11 protein-coding genes are annotated in these 15,395 nt (G+C 65.3%); all 11 read right to left on the reverse strand.

The genetic code is table 11. The features are described from left to right. Window positions 1-40: 40 nt before the first annotated feature. Window positions 41-1,555: an aldehyde dehydrogenase family protein gene (locus tag FJ423_RS12220; RefSeq protein WP_140842010.1), complete on the reverse strand. Its 1,515-nt coding sequence runs from the start codon at window positions 1,553-1,555 to the stop codon at window positions 41-43. A 179-nt stretch (window positions 1,556-1,734) separates the two neighbouring features. Further along, window positions 1,735-3,009 (reverse strand): RNA polymerase sigma factor, encoded by a 1,275-nt coding sequence (locus FJ423_RS12225; protein WP_140842011.1) that lies wholly within the window; start codon window positions 3,007-3,009, stop codon window positions 1,735-1,737. Continuing rightward, window positions 3,006-3,380 (reverse strand): YciI family protein, encoded by a 375-nt coding sequence (locus FJ423_RS12230; protein WP_095766415.1) that lies wholly within the window; start codon window positions 3,378-3,380, stop codon window positions 3,006-3,008. The genes FJ423_RS12225 and FJ423_RS12230 overlap by 4 nt, the downstream gene beginning before the upstream one ends. Window positions 3,381-3,490: 110 nt before the next feature. After that, window positions 3,491-4,582, reverse strand: coding sequence for a DNA topoisomerase IB (locus FJ423_RS12235; RefSeq protein WP_140842012.1), 1,092 nt, complete (start codon window positions 4,580-4,582; stop codon window positions 3,491-3,493). A 63-nt stretch (window positions 4,583-4,645) separates the two neighbouring features. After that, a complete protein-coding gene (locus tag FJ423_RS12240; protein WP_140842013.1) occupies window positions 4,646-5,389 on the reverse strand; it encodes a hypothetical protein in 744 nt (247 codons plus the stop codon). Continuing rightward, window positions 5,386-6,258, reverse strand: coding sequence for a glycosyltransferase family A protein (locus tag FJ423_RS12245; protein WP_140842014.1), 873 nt, complete (start codon window positions 6,256-6,258; stop codon window positions 5,386-5,388). The genes FJ423_RS12240 and FJ423_RS12245 overlap by 4 nt, the downstream gene beginning before the upstream one ends. Next, complete coding sequence (locus FJ423_RS12250; RefSeq protein WP_140842015.1) at window positions 6,258-7,193, reverse strand: glycosyltransferase family 2 protein; 936 nt, start codon at window positions 7,191-7,193, stop codon at window positions 6,258-6,260. Before FJ423_RS12250 ends, FJ423_RS12245 begins: the two co-directional genes overlap by 1 nt. Window positions 7,194-7,303: 110 nt before the next feature. Then, entirely contained in the window at window positions 7,304-8,188 is an 885-nt protein-coding gene (locus FJ423_RS12255) for a transglutaminase family protein (protein ID WP_140842016.1), read from the reverse strand. A 124-nt stretch (window positions 8,189-8,312) separates the two neighbouring features. Next, entirely contained in the window at window positions 8,313-10,724 is a 2,412-nt protein-coding gene (locus FJ423_RS12260) for a circularly permuted type 2 ATP-grasp protein (protein WP_140842017.1), read from the reverse strand. 6 nt (window positions 10,725-10,730) lie between these two features. Beyond that, window positions 10,731-14,081, reverse strand: coding sequence for a transglutaminase family protein (locus FJ423_RS12265; protein WP_140842018.1), 3,351 nt, complete (start codon window positions 14,079-14,081; stop codon window positions 10,731-10,733). 106 nt (window positions 14,082-14,187) lie between these two features. Next, a complete protein-coding gene (locus FJ423_RS12270) occupies window positions 14,188-15,384 on the reverse strand; it encodes an acyl-CoA dehydrogenase (RefSeq protein ID WP_140842019.1) in 1,197 nt (398 codons plus the stop codon). Between the last annotated feature and the right edge of the window lie 11 nt (window positions 15,385-15,395).

Consider the following 15,395-nt stretch of genomic DNA (forward strand, 5'->3'; position numbering starts at 1 on the left):
CGGGTCAGCTCGCGGGCGAGGCTGACCCGTCGCTTCGTCCTCAATCGATGTCGAACGACACGCCCTGCGCCAACGACAGCGCCTTGGAATAGTTCACCGTGTTGGTGGCGCGGCGCATATACGCCTTCCAGGCGTCCGAGCCGCTCTCGCGGCCGCCGCCGGTCTCCTTCTCGCCGCCGAACGCGCCGCCGATCTCGGCGCCCGAGGTGCCGATATTGACATTGGCGATGCCGCAATCCGAACCGTCGACGCCAAGGAAACGCTCCGATTCCTGCAGGTCGCGCGTGAAGATCGACGATGACAGGCCGGCGCCCACGGCATTGTGCTGTTCCAGCGCCTCGTCGAAATCGGAGTACTTCATCACGTAGAGGATCGGCGCGAAGGTCTCTTCCGTGACCGGCGAGACCTGGGCAGGCATTTCGACCAGTGCCGGATGCACGTAATAGGCGTCCGGATGGCCGTTCTCGACGCGCGCGCCGCCGGTCACCTTGCCGCCATGCGCTTCAGCCTCCTTCAATGCCTTCTGCATGTTGTCGAAGGCCGCCTTGTCGATCAGCGGACCGACCAGCGCCTTGCCCTCCAGCGGATTGCCGACCGAGACGGTTTCATAAGCCTTCTTCAGCCGCGGCAAGAGCGCATCATAGACGCTGTCATGCACGAACAGGCGCCTCAGCGTGGTACAACGCTGGCCGGCCGTGCCCATGGCGCCGAAGGCAATCGCCCGCAGCGCCATGTCGAGATCGGCGGTGGGCGTGACGATGCCGGCATTGTTGCCGCCGAGCTCAAGCACGGCGCGCGCAAAACGCCTGGCGAGCCTGGGGCCGACCTCGCGGCCCATGCGGGTCGAGCCGGTGGCCGAGACCAGCGGCACCTTCGGATGATCCACCAGCACCTCGCCGGCGGCACGGTCGCCGATCAACACCTGCAGCAGCCCTGCCGGCGCATCAGTGCCGAAACGCTTGGCGGCGCGCTTGAAGATCGCCTCGCAGGCAAGCGCCGTCAGCGGCGTCTTTTCCGACGGTTTCCACACCACCGCGTCGCCGCAGACGAAGGCCAGCGCCGAGTTCCAAGACCAAACGGCAACCGGGAAATTGAAGGCCGAGATCACCCCGACGACGCCGAGCGGATGCCAGGTCTCCATCATGCGGTGTCCGGGGCGCTCGGTGGCGATGGTGAGGCCATAGAGTTGCCGGGAAAGGCCGACGGCGAAATCGCAGATGTCGATCATCTCCTGGACTTCGCCCAGCCCCTCGGACGGGATCTTGCCGACCTCGATCGACACCAGCCGGCCAAGCTCGTCCTTATGCGCGCGCAGCTCCTCGCCGAGCAGGCGCACCAGCTCGCCGCGCTTTGGCCCCGGCACCAGCCGCCAGGCCTGGAAGGCCTTGTGCGCGGCATCGATGGCCTTGCCGGCGTCGGCGGCCGAGATCGACTTCAGCGCCGCGATCTGTTCGCCCGTCACCGGGCTGCGCACGATCAGGTCGCCCCCCGAAAGCGCATCTTTGGCGACGCCCAGTTTCTCAAGAAGTGAAGCGGTTTCCTTCGCTAACGTCATTTTTGTCCCTTTCATATCCCGCCGCTCATGGGACGGGCGTGGAAGCCATGCGCCATGTCCGTGCCGTCGGGCACAGCCGGGCGCTTTCATGGCGTGGCATTACGCGTTTCGGGGGAAAACCGCTACCCCGGCATGGTCCAAGGCCGGATTGCGAAATTGGGCCAGACGGCGAAGCCGGATCAGCGCGCTTTTTGGAAGGAAGACTTCTCAGTGCTTTCCTTGATCAGCCGGTCGATATGCATGCGGATATGCGCCGCCTCGGCCGCGGTGTTGGCCAGGGCGATCGCGCGGTCGAAGGCGATGCGCGCCTCGTCGTTGCGCCCAAGCTGCATCAGCAGCCCGCCCCTCAGCCCGAAGAAGTGGAAATAGCCCGACAGCCGCTCTTCCAGCGGCTCGATCATGGCAAGTGCGGCTTCCGGGCCGCGCACCTTGCTGACCGCGACGGCGCGGTTGAGCGTTACCACCGGCGACGGCTGCATCTGCTCCAACAGACCATAGAGCAGGTCGATCTCGGTCCAGTCGGTATCCTCGGCCGTCGCCGCCCGCGCATGCAGCGCCGCGATCGCCGCCTGCACCTGATAAGGGCCGGGCTTGCGGTGGCGCAGCGCCTTGTCGACCAGCGCCAAGCCCTCGTCGATCATCTTGCGGCTCCAGAGCGAGCGGTCCTGGTCCTCGAGCAGCACGATCTCGCCGCCTTCGTCGAAACGCGCCGGTGCCCGCGCATGCTGGAGAAGCAGCAGCGCCGTCAGCCCCATGATTTCAGGTTCCTGCTGGAACAGCCTGAGCAGCAGCCGGGCGAGCCGGATCGCCTCCTCGCACAGCGGCGCGCGAGCCGGCGCCTCGCCGCCATTGCTCGAATAGCCCTCGTTGAAGATCAGATAGACCATTGCGGAGACTGCGGCGAGCCGCTCCGAGCGCTCAACCGCGCCCGGCGTCTCGAACGGCACGCCGGCATCGGCAATGCGCGCCTTGGCGCGGGTGATGCGCTGTTCCATGGCGCTCTCGCCGACGAGAAAGGCGCGCGCGATCTGCTTGACGGTGAGGCCGGACACGATGCGTAGCGCCACCGCGATCTGCTGCGTCGCCGGCAGATCCGGATGGCAGCAGATGAACAGAAGCCGCAGGATATCGTCGCGATAATGCGCGCCGTCCAGCCGCTCGGCCATATTGCCTTCGGCATCCTCGAGATCGGAAATCTGGTCCTCTTCCGGCATCGGCGCCTGCTTGGCGCGCTTGCGCACGGCGTCGATGCCGCTGTTGCGTCCGACGAAGATCAGCCAGGCCGCGGGATCGCGTGGCGGCCCGTTCTTCGGCCAGTTGTTGAGCGCCCTCAGGCACGCGTCCTGGAAAGCCTCTTCCGCGGCGTCGAGGTCGCGGAAGTAGCGCAGCAGCGCGCCCATCGCCTGCGGGCGGGCATTGCTGATCGCGGCGTTTATCCAGGCGAGTTCCGTCATACCGCGACCTTTGTCGGATTGAAGACCGAAACCGGCCGGATCTCGTAGGAACCGCCGCTCGGATTGACTTCGGAAAGCTCGCGCGCGAATTCGACGGCTTCGTCGAGATCGTTGCATTCGAGCGTGTAGAAGCCGAGGAATTGTTCCTTGGTCTCGGCGAACGGACCGTCGAGCACGATCGATTCCCCTTTGACCTTTCGCAGCGTCGTGGCCGCCGTCGTCGGCAACAGGCGCGCCACCGGCCCCAGCCGGCCCGCTTTGGCGTATTTGTCCTGCACGTTGAGGAGCTTTGCCATGACCTCGTCGTCCTGTTCCTTGCTCCAGGAGCAAACGACGTCTTCGGAGGCGTAGCAGAGGATGGCGTAAAGCATGGCAGGTCCTTTCCGTATCAAAGGACGCGACACTAGGACCCTTCCCGACACCAGGTCGATAAAAAAATTTATCGAGGGATCACTGACTTGACGATCTCCGCAACCGCCTGTCAGGCGCCGCGCGCCTGCAGCCATCTGAGCACCAGCGTTTCTTCCTCGTCGAGGCCGGGTATGACGCGCTTGTGCTTATTGGCTTCGGCCATTTCGTCGAGCAGGCGCCCGTTGCTCCACGCTTCGAACACCAGCGGGTGGATGTAGCATTTGCGACAGACGGCACGGGTGTTGCCCAACCGCTCGGCGACCTTGTCGACGACGCTGTTTGTCACCCGTTTCCGCAGCGCTTGGCTTTCCGGCAGTTCGGTCTGCGCAAACAGCGAAGCGGCGTGGATGGTGCCGCCCCAGGTGCGGAAATGTCTTGAGCTGAATTCGGCGCCGGAGGCCTCGCGAATATAGCGGTTGACGTCCTCCGAGCGCACCGGCCGCCGGTCGCCGTCCTCGTCGAGATATTGGAACAGCTTCTGTCCGGGCAGGTCCTGGGCGCCGCGCACGACCTTGGCGATGCGGCGATCGGCCAGCTTCAGCTTCCATTCCTTGCCTGACTTGCCCTTGAAGGCGAAGCGTAGGCTGGAGCCCGTGATCTCGACATGGCGGTCACGCAGCGTGGTCAGTCCGAAACTCTTGTTGTCGCGCGCATAGGCCGCGTTGCCTATCCGGATCATGGTGTTGTCGAGCAACCAGACCACCGAGGCGACGACGCGCTCCATCGGCAGCCCGTGGCGGCGCAGATCGGCATCGATCTGCCGCCTGAGGGCAGGCAGGCTTTGCGCGAAGGCGACGAGGCTGGAATATTTGACGCCGTCGCGTTCCTCGGTCCATTGCGGATGATAGCGGTACTGCTTGCGGCCCCGCTGATCCCGGCCTGTCGCCTGGATGTGGCCGTCCGGATCGGGTGATATCCATACATCCGTCCAGGCCGGCGGAATGACGATCGCCTTGATGCGGGCAAGTGTCTCCGCGCTGACCTTGCGCCCGTTCGGACCGACATAGGAAAATCCCTTGCCTTTTCTCAATCGTCGGACGCCGGGATCGGTGTCGCTGACATAGCTGAGCGACGCGCGCTCGGCCGAATCCTGCGCACCGTCTTTCCGGCTTCGGTCCTCGCCTGCCGGCCGGTCGACGCAGGATCGCGATTGTTGCAGCATGATGGCTCCACGGAAGTTCCCGTAGATAAGCCGCGTAACCGGCGGCTGGTTCCGAAACAGCTTTCAGTCCCGCCGCATGGCGGAGAGATCCGCCATCCAGAGCCCGCCGTCGTCGGCATGAGCGGGAACGTACTCTCGCCCGGCCGGCACGGCCTCGAGAACCATTCCCGACTCGTCCGCCAGATAGTCGTAGCCGATCTGCTGCAGCCGGCGATCCGGGTCGAGGCAATTGTAGAGGTCGCGACGCGCTGCGCGCCGCTTTGGCTCGATCATCTTCAAATGATAAAGATTGAGACCGCTATCCTCGAGCCTGAAGCCGATATCGTCGGGAAACCAGGCGCCGTGCAGATCTTTCGATCGATAACGGTCAGGGGGATAGGCGGCAAAAAGCCTGTGCTGCATCTTCTGGCCCCAGCGGCCATCGATCCTGTAGCTGGCCGGCGTATACAGTTCCCGACAGCGGAACCCCCAGGCGATGCGCCTGGACCCGCTGGTCAGGCGGCCGATCCGGCCGGCAACGGCTTGTTCCAGCCTTTCATCAGGATCCATGGCCAGAACCCAATCGGCGCCGGCCTCATGGGCCGCGGCGATAAGCGCACGCCGCCTCTGCGGCTCGCTGCTGAAAAGCCCCTCCGAGGCGCGGTCGTCATAGGCGATCCAGCCGTCGACGACAGGCTCGAGATTGGCGATAAGGTCGGGCACGAGATGCTGATCGTAGCGGTAGCTGAAAACGGCGACGATTTTGCGCTGTGACCAAAACCATCGGCCGCGCCGCCGACGCGGCGGCTTCATCTCGATGGTGATCATCGCCGGTCCTCCGTCGTGTCGCCATGCCGGGCGCCGGCGGACGCCCCCAGCGATTTGGCGAACAATGCCAGCCACACGATCGGCAGCGACAGCCTTGCGAAGGTCCTGTCCTTGCCGGACAACCCCTCCTTGATCAGCTTGCCTACATTGCGCCGGTCGCGGAACACCTTTCGGAACGGACGCATCGGTTTTCCGGTGTCGAGGGACCGGAGATAGGCGCCATAGCGGCGCCCGCGGCGATACTGGTCGGCAAGCAAGCTGGACAAGCTCATCTCGTTGCGGTGAACGGTCAGGACCCTCGGTTCCCAGACCGGCCGCAGAGCCTCCGGCAGTCTGGCCATGAATTCGGTGTCTTCTCCGGACTTCAGCCCCTCGTCGAACGCTCCATATCGCTCGAACAACTTCCGGTCGAACGAAACGCCGTAGCACTGCGCCTTCCCGGCCGGGAGACCGGGCAGGCGTCGCATATAGGTGACGAGATGCGCTGCACAGGCGACCAGATTGCGCGGATGGCTGTTGAGGACGGCGCTCGCCACAGCCGCGGCGCCCTCCCGGTGACGCTGCAGCCGGATTTCGGCCCATTGCGGACAGGCCAGGCAGTCATCCGCGAGAAAGGCGATGAACGGAGCCTGCGTTGCAGCGATGCCGCGATTTCGCGCGGCCCCGGCAAACAACCGCTCCTCGACATCGATGACAGTTACGCCGATGCCGCAATCGGCAAGCAGCGCCATGGCGTTGCCGCCGCCGGAATTCACCACCACGATCTCGAGCGGAACATTCTGGTCGAGCACCGACCTTACCGCAGCCGCCAGTGAGGCGGGTGCCCGCAAACCAATCACCACGACCGCGAGATCCGGCCTTGCGGCCATCAGGCGCGTTGCAATTGGGCGGCCGGCGCCGAGAACCGGCGCCGCAACGCGATCTTCAGCCGATAGCGCATGCACCGCCAGACAGCCGCGCCCGTCCGTGGCGCAGCTTCGGCCACGCTGAGGAATCTTCCCGCCACGTCGAAATCGCCGCGCGCATAATGAACGCGCGCGATCTTCAAGGCGACGAGGCCTTCCCTGGTCTTGAGCGACCGCTCCGCGATGCCGCAGGACCGGAGCCGGCGCAGCGCCAGGCGCCATTCGAGAAAGCAAGCGGCGGGCCTGATCGTGAAACGATCGTCGGAACGCTCCGCCGAGACGAAATAGATGAAGATCGGTCGTGTCAGGACCGCAAGCGAGGCTTTGGCCATCAGGCGCGCCCAAAACAGCGTGTCCTCGTCATAGGCGAGCCCGGTGGGGAACTTCGTGTCGCCGACAATCCGCCGCGACACCAGCGCGCTGCCGACTGCGATCGACCGTATCCGCCCTTCGAGATAGGCGCAGGCATTGGCCGGTCCGCTCGTCGTGTAGCCGCCCGGCAGCTTGGTCGACCGCTCCTCGCCGCCGACCTGTCGGCGATAGGCGCCGACCACCATGTCCGCTCCTCGATCCCCTGCGGCCTTGGCCAGCAGTGCGCGCAGGCCGCCTTCCAGATGAATATCGTCGGCATCGATCAGATAGATCCAGGGAAAGCGGGCCTGCTCCAGAGCCAGATTCCTGGAGCCGCCGGCGTCACGGCAGCTCGAATTGACGACGCGCAACGGCAACCCGCACCGTAACGACAAATCCGAGGCGACGGCCGCGGTGGCGTCGGACGACGAATCGTCAACCAGCAGCACCTCGCCGATAACTTCTTTTTCCGAAACCAGTGAAGCGAGCGTCCGGGCAATCGTCCGAGCCGCATCATGTGCTGGTATGATGACGCTTACCGCTTCCAAATCCGTCTCCGCGCGCCATGCCCACGCAGGCGCGCGCCCCCGTCAATCCCGTGCCCAGGATACCGACGGCAGGCGTATTTGAGAAGCGCCCACGGGCAATCGGGTTGTCGTTACACCTTTTCGACGACGACCGGAATGACGTCGACCGCTTGCTCGCCGACCTGGCCGCCGGTGGTCTTCAACACGCCGACGATCGGCGCGACGTCGGAATAGTCGCGGCCGTAGCCGACCGTGATATGGTCGTTGCTCGCCCTCATGCCGTTGGTCGGGTCGAACTCCTGCCAGCCGGCATCGCGTCCGCACCAGGCCTTGACCCAGGCATGCATGGCATCGGCGCCCTCGAGCCGAGGCTTGCCCTTGGGCGGGATCGTGCGCAAAAAGCCGCTGACATAGCCGGCGGGAATGCCAAGCCCGCGCAGGCCGGCGATCATGATATGCGAGAAATCCTGGCAGACGCCGCGTTTCAGCGCGAAGGCGTCGCTTGCCCGCGTCTGCACCGTGGTCGCCTTGCCGTCATAGGTGAAATCGCGATGGATGCGGTTGCAGAGATCGGCCGCCGTTGCCACCGCCGAGCCGGCCAGGCTTTCCCGCGCATAGGCCGTGATCGCCGCATCGATGCCGGCATGGTCGCTGGCGGCGAGGAAATGATGCGGCGCGGACGGCAATAGCGAGCGTACCAGATCGAGCTCCGACCTCAGCCCGCTTATATCGGGCGAGACATCGAGACCTGGCTCGGGCCGCGAGACAGACACGCGCGCGCTCATGCGGATGTCGAGCGTCTCATGCGCGTCGCGAAAGGCGATCGAGGTGACATTGTTCCCGAAGAAATCGGAAAAATCGGCACGCTCGGCCGGCGACGGCTGGAACGACAGCGAGGCGGCGATCACGCGCTGCACTCCGGCGATCGTCTGCGGCATGACGCGCACCTGGTGCCGTCCGCCGCCAGCGGCAGCGGCGTAGTCGTAATGCAAATGGAGTTTAATGTCGTAGAGCATTAGGGCAATTCCAGCAAAAAAGCGCAGCGGTTGGGCTCGGCGGCTTTGCTGTAGCCTTGCGTCCGGAATTGCGCAAAAACAGAGAGATAGAGCATTGGAGGCGATCCTTTTCGCTGGAGATGCTCTAACCGAAATAGGCTCTGGAGAGGCTGTTGTAGAGATCGCCGATCTGGCCGGCGAGGTCGTCGAGCGCCTTGGCGCTCATGTCCGACGGCTCCATGACGGCTATTGCCGTGTTGAGCCGCAGTATCTCCTTGGCGGCGGGTGACATGTGCCCCTCGCCGCCGATCGAAGGCAGCATGCCGATCTCGGCCTTAAGCCGCTCCAGCTGGAACAGGATCGAGCGAGGATTGAGCGGGTCGAGCGCGAGCAGGTCGATAACCGTGCGCCGCCCGGCCTGCACCGGATATTGCCGGCGATGGGTCATGACGCTGTCGCCGATCTCCAGCATCATGTCCAGCGCCCCTTCCGGCGCCCCATTCCTTGTCAGCTGGCTGAGCGTGCGGGCAATCTGGATGCCGCGTTCCAGCCTGCGGCCGATCTCCAGGAAGCGCCAGCCGGTGAAGCGGTACATGTTCTCGTGCAGCAGGCCGGAAAAGCCGGCAAGCTTGCGCAGCATCACCGTCATCGCCCGCGTCGCGTCGTCTCCGGGCGCGACCGTCTCCGCGAATTTGTGGATGGTCTTGGACAGATCCTTCAGCGCCAGCCAGCCATCGGGAGAGAAGCGGTCGCGAATCTGGCCGGCGCTGTAGACCGCGCTGTCCAAAGTGCCGATCAACCCTGGTGGTATCGCCGTTTCGACGTCGATGCCGAACGGTTCCAGATAGTCCCTGATATCGGCAAGCAGCGGCATATCCGGATCGGACGTCTCGGCAAGCCGCACGTGATAGGCGCGCAGCACGCGCACCGTGTCTTCGGAGCGCTCGATATAGCGTCCGAGCCAGGTCAGATTCTCGGCCGCGCGGCTGGGCAGGCTGCCCGGCATGGTGCGAGTGAACCCGTCGTGCTCCTGCGGCAACAATGTCTCGCGCTCGACCGGCCTGTCGCTGACCACCCAGACATCCGCCGCCTGGCCGCCGCGCTGCATGGCAATCGCCGTCGGGTCGAGCGAAAATCCGACACGGGCGAAGCCGCCGGGCATCACCGTCCAGCCTTCCGGCGTGCGCGCCAGATAGACGCGCAGGCTGGCAGGCCGCGGCTCCAGCAAGCCGTCGACGAACACCGGCGTGGTCGACAGCGTCACGGCTTCCTGGCCGACGAAGCCGGCGCCGTCCGCCTCGATGCGCGCGATGAGCTCGGCCCGCTCGCCGGCCGAAAGGGACGATCCGAGCCGGGTCGCGCCATCGTCCTCGAAGGCAAGCCGGGTCGAGAGCGCCGGGCCGACCACCATGCGGTCGATATTGGCCAGCACATGCGCGCGCTCCGCCTCTTGCCCGCACCACCAGGTGGCGATGCTCGGCAGCTTGAGATTGTCACCTTGCAGTTCTCGCGCGATCCTGGGCAGGAACGACAGCAATGCCCGGGTCTCCATCAGGCCCGAACCCAGCGCATTGACGGCCGATACGGAGCCGCGCCGGATTGCCTCGACCAATCCCGGTGTGCCGATCTGCGAGTCCGGCTTGAGCTCCAGCGGATCGGCGAAAGCGGCATCGAGCCGTCGCCACAGGACGCCGATCGGCATCAGGCCGGAAACGGTTCGCACCATCAGCCTGCCGCCGGAAACGGTCAGGTCCTCGCCCTCGAGCAGCATGATGCCCAGATAGCGGGCGATATAGGCGTGCTCGTAATAGGTTTCGTTGAGGGGTCCCGGCGTCAGGATAGCGACGCGGCCGCCCGACTCCCTTGCCATAGCGTTCAGCGCGTCGCGGAAGCGGCGGAAAAAGCCGGCAAGCCGATGCACATGCATCTCGCCATAGATATCCGACAGCGCGCGCGTTGTGGCGACGCGGTTCTCCAGCGCGAAGCCTGCGCCCGACGGCGCCTGGGTGCGATCGCCCAGCACCCACCAGCGGCCGTCCGGGCCACGGCCGAGCTCGAAGGCGACCATATGCAGAAAATGCCCGTTGGCCGGCCGGACGCCGGCTATCGGACGCAGATATTCCGGGCTGGCTGCAATCAGGCCGGCCGGCAGAATGCCTTTCTCGACCAACCGGTTCGGCCCGTAAATGTCGGACAGGATCGCCTCGAACAGGTCGGCGCGCTGGACGAGGCCGGCGCTGATGTCGGCCCATTCCTTCTCGTCGATCAGCAGCGGGACATGCGCGAGCGGCCACTCCCGCTCATTGGCGCCAGCCTGCTCATAGACACGATAATAGACGCCGGCATCGCGCAGATACTGATCGGCGCGGGCAAACCGCTGCCCGAGCCGATCCGCCCCGAGATCGTCGAGCGCGTCGATGAAGGAGCGCCAGGCCGGGCGCGGGCTGCCGGCCGCGTCGACCATCTCGTCGACGACGCCTTCGATCGGTCGGTAGCGTTCCAGCAGGCTCGGCGCCCGCGGCCTGCCGCCCGCCCGTCTCTGATTCCCCTTGGCCATTTTCGATCAGAATCTCGCCGGCTGCCTGAGGTCAAGGGTCATGGGGAACTCTTCAGCAGCTTCTTCGTCACGCAGCACATAGCCGCCCGGCGTGTGGCCGCGCGGTTCGAACCGGGCAAGCCGTCGCGCCTCGGCCTCGTTGCCGTTGACTGGGAAGGTGTCGTAGTTGCGGCCACCCGGATGCGCGACATGGTAGACGCAGCCGCCGACCGAGCGGGCCGACCAGCGGTCATAGATGTCGAAGACCAGCGGCGTGTTGACCGGTAGCGCCGGATGCAGGCCCGACGCCGGCTGCCAGGCCTTGAAGCGAACGCCGGCCACCGCGATCTCGCGATTGTCGGTGACCTTCATCGGCACGAGGCGGCCGTTGCAGACGATGGCGTGACGCTCCGGATTGAGGCCTTCGGTTCGCACCTGCAGCCGCTCGACCGAGGAATCGACGAAGCGGACCGTGCCGCCGATAGCGCCCTGCTCGCCCATCACATGCCACGGCTCGAGCGCCTGCCTCAACTCGAGCTTGACGCCGGCATGTTGCACCTCGCCGCAGAACGGGAAACGGAATTCGAGCTGGGCCGCGAACCATTCGGGGCGGAAGTCGAAGCCGTTGAGCTTCATATCCTCCAGCACGTCGAGGAAATCCGCCCAGACGTAGTGCGGCAGCATGAAACGGTCGTGCAGCGAGGTGCCCCAACGCACGAAGCGTCCGTCGAGCGGGTTCCTCCAGGCGCGGGCGACGATCGCGCGGACCAGCAATTGCTGCGCGAGCGACATGCGTGCATTGGGCGGCATCTCGAAGCCGCGGAACTCGACCAGGCCGAGCCGGCCGGTCGGGCCATCCGGCGAGAACAGTTTGTCGATGCAGATTTCCGAACGGTGCGTATTGCCGGTCACGTCGGTCAAGAGATTGCGGAACAGCCGGTCGACCAGCCACGGCAAGGGTGCCTCGCCCTTCTCGGGATGCGGCACCTGCGCCAGCGCGATCTCGAGCTCATAGAGCGAATCGTGCCGCGCCTCGTCGATGCGCGGCGCCTGGCTGGTCGGGCCGATGAACAGGCCCGAAAACAGGTAGGACAGCGACGGATGCCGCTGCCATTGCAGCACCAGGCTCTTCAGAAGGTCTGGCCGGCGCAGGAACGGGCTGTCATTGGGCGTCGCGCCGCCGACCACGACATGATTGCCGCCGCCGGTGCCGGTGTGGCGGCCGTCGATCATGAACTTGTCGGTACCGAGCCGCGACTGCCGCGCTTCCTCGTAGATGGCAGTGGTGGTGGCAACGCATTCCTGCCAGTTGGCGGCCGGATGGATGTTGACCTCGATCACGCCGGGATCGGGCGCGACGCGGATGACGTTGAGGCGCGGGTCGTGCGGCGGAGCATAGCCCTCGATATGCACCGGCAACCCGATGGCCTTGGCAGCATTTTCCGCCGCCGCCACCAGTTCGAGATAATCCTCCAGCGCCTCGACCGGCGGCATGAACACACAGAGCCTGCCGTCGCGCGGCTCGACGGTGAGTGCGGTCCGCACCGCGCCGCCGATCTCGGTCAGTCGCTGCTCGACCCGGTCCTGCTGGGCCGTGGCGGCAGTGAAGGAGGCCTCCGCCTGCTGACGCGCCATCTCGTCCGCGCCGCCAGCCGGAGCTTCCGGCAGGATTTCGGCGCGCGCCGGCAGCGGGCCACGTGGCACTGAGGGGTCGACGGGCACGATGTAAGGGAATTGCGCCGGCGGAACATAGGGCAACGTACCGAGCGGCAAGCGGTAGCCGACTGGAGAGTCGCCCGGCACCAGAAACAGGCGCCCGCGCCTGGTCTTCCATTTTTCCGAGCGCCAGCGCTGTCCAGCGGCCTGGCTGTTCCAGCGCTGCACCGGCAGCACATAGCCTGACGGCTTGGTCAGGCCGCGCTCGAAGACGCGCGCCATGCGGCTGCGCTCTTCCGGGTCCTCCAGCTTCGAATTGGACGGATCGACATTGTCCGGCAGCTTGCCTTCCTTGAGCAGCCACTCGCCCGGATCCTCATAGGCCTCGCCGACCATCGCCTTGTCGATGCCGAGCTCGCCGGCGATCGCCGTGAGCAGGCTTTCGGCCTGTTCGGGTCCGATGGCGGCGCTGCTCGTCTCGCGCGCGATCAGCGACGGATCGCGCCAGATCGGCTCGCCATCGGTGCGCCAGTAGAGCGAGAAGGTCCAGCGTGGCAGGCTCTCGCCCGGATACCACTTGCCCTGGCCGTAATGCAGGAAGCCGCCCGGCGCAAAGCGCTCGCGCAGCCGGCGGATGAGCTGGTCCGCCTTGTCGCGTTTGGTCGGACCGACGGCTGCCGTGTTCCATTCCGCGGATTCGAAATCGTCGATCGACACGAACGTCGGCTCGCCGCCCATGGTGAGCCGCACGTCGCCGTCTTTCAGCACCGCGTCGACTTTTTCGCCCAGTCGATCGAGCGCCTCCCAGCTTTCGTCCGAAAATGGCTTGGTGATGCGCGGATGCTCGGCGATGCGGTCGACCCGCATGTCGAAGTTGAAATCGACATTGGCGAAGCTCGCCATGCCTGAGATCGGCGCGGCATTGCGGAAATGCGGCGTCGCGGCAAGCGGCACATGGCTTTCGCCGGTGAGCAGGCCGGAGGTCGGGTCGAAGCCGATCCAGCCGGCGCCCGGAATATAGACCTCGCACCAGGCATGCAGGTCGGTGAAGTCGACAGCGGTTCCCGGCGGTCCGTCTAGCGAGACCAGATCCGGCTTCAACTGGATCAGATAGCCGGAGACGAAGCGCGCGGCGACGCCCAGATTGCGCAGGATCTGCACCAAGAGCCAGCTCGAATCCCGGCACGAGCCCTTGGCCGCGGCCAGGGTCTCTTCCGGCGAGTAGACGCCGGTCTCCATGCGCACGATGTAGGCGATCTCGCGCTGCAGCCTTGCATTGAGGTCGACGAGGAAATTGACGGTGTTTGTCGGGCTGCGGTCGATCGTCCGAAGGAATGCCGTCAACAGCGGCCCGGCCGGCTCCGGCGCCCGGTAGATGGCGAGGTCTTCCCTGATCTCTTCCGGGTAGTCGAAGGGGAAAGTCTCGGCGCTTTCCTCGACGAAGAAGTCGAACGGGTTATAGACCGTCATGTCGGCGACGAGGTCGACCTCGATCTTCAATTCCGTCACCGGCTCCGGGAAGACGAAGCGGGCGAGGAAGTTGCCGTAGGGATCCTGCTGCAGGTTGACGAAGTGGTTTGCCGGCTCGACCTTCAGCGAATGGCTGAGCACCTTGGTGCGCGAGTGCGGCGCCGGCTGCAGCCTGATCACCTGGGGACCGAGCACCACCGGCCGGTCATATTTGTAATGGGTCAGGTGATGAACGGCTGCCTGAATTGCCATGGTGCCCCGGAGTTCGGCGTTTCAATTCGCCGAACCCTGACATAGATGCTGGCCATTCTCCAAGCAGAGATGTTGCGCTGCACCTAATTTAAGCAGCCTTGCCGGCTTAGAAAAACGCCTGGATCCCCGTCTGCGCCCTTCCGAGGATCAGCGCATGCACGTCATGCGTGCCCTCATAGGTGTTGACCGTCTCCAGGTTCTGCGCGTGGCGCATCACGTGATAGCCGATCTGGATGCCGTTGCCGCCATGCATGTCGCGGGCCTGGCGGGCGATGTCGAGCGCCTTGCCGCAATTGTTGCGCTTGATGATCGAGATCATCTCCGGCGCCATCTTGCCTTCGTCCATCAGCCGGCCGACGCGCAGCGAGCCCTGCAGTCCGAGCGCGATCTCGGTCTGCATGTCGGCGAGCTTCTTCTGGAACAATTGCGTGCCGGCGAGCGGCTTGCCGAACTGTTTTCTGTCGAGGCCGTATTGCCGTGCCCGCTGCCAGCAATCCTCGGCCGCGCCCATCGCGCCCCAAGAGATGCCATAGCGCGCCCGGTTGAGGCAGCCGAACGGACCGCCGAGGCCCTTGGCGTTGGGCAGCAACGCGTCTTCGCCGACCTCGACGCCTTCCAGCACCACCTCGCCGGTGATTGACGCCCGCAACGACAACTTGCCGCCGATCTTCGGCGCCGACAGTCCCTTCATGCCCTTTTCCAGCACGAAGCCGCGGATCTCGTCCTTGCCGCTGTCGCCCTTCAGCTTCGCCCACACGACGAACACATCCGCGATCGGCGCGTTCGAGATCCACATCTTGGAGCCGGAGAGCCTGTAGCCGTTCGCCGTCTTCTCGGCGCGCGTCTTCATGCCGCCTGGATCGGAGCCGGCGTCCGGCTCGGTGAGCCCGAAACAGCCGATCCATTCGCCCGACGCCAGCTTGGGCAGGTATTTCTTGCGTTGCGCTTCCGAGCCATAGGCATGGATCGGATACATGACCAGCGAGGATTGCACGCTCATCATCGAGCGGTAGCCTGAGTCGATGCGCTCGACTTCGCGCGCCACCAGGCCGTAAGTCACATAGTTGGCGCCCAGCCCGCCATATTCTTCCGGAATGGTGATGCCGAGCAGGCCCGCTTCGCCCATCTCGCGGAAGATCGACGGGTCGGTCTTCTCGTCGGCATAGGCTTCCTCGATGCGCGGCGCCAGCTTGTCGGCGGCGAAGGCGGCAGCGCCGTCGCGCACCATGCGCTCGTCCTCGGAAAGCTGGTCCTCGATCAGGAAAGGATCGTTCCACACGAAGGCGTTCTTCTCGGCGGCCATGGCCTCGATCT

The organism is Mesorhizobium sp. B2-8-9, assembly GCF_006439475.1.
In the GTDB taxonomy this organism is placed as follows: domain Bacteria; phylum Pseudomonadota; class Alphaproteobacteria; order Rhizobiales; family Rhizobiaceae; genus Mesorhizobium.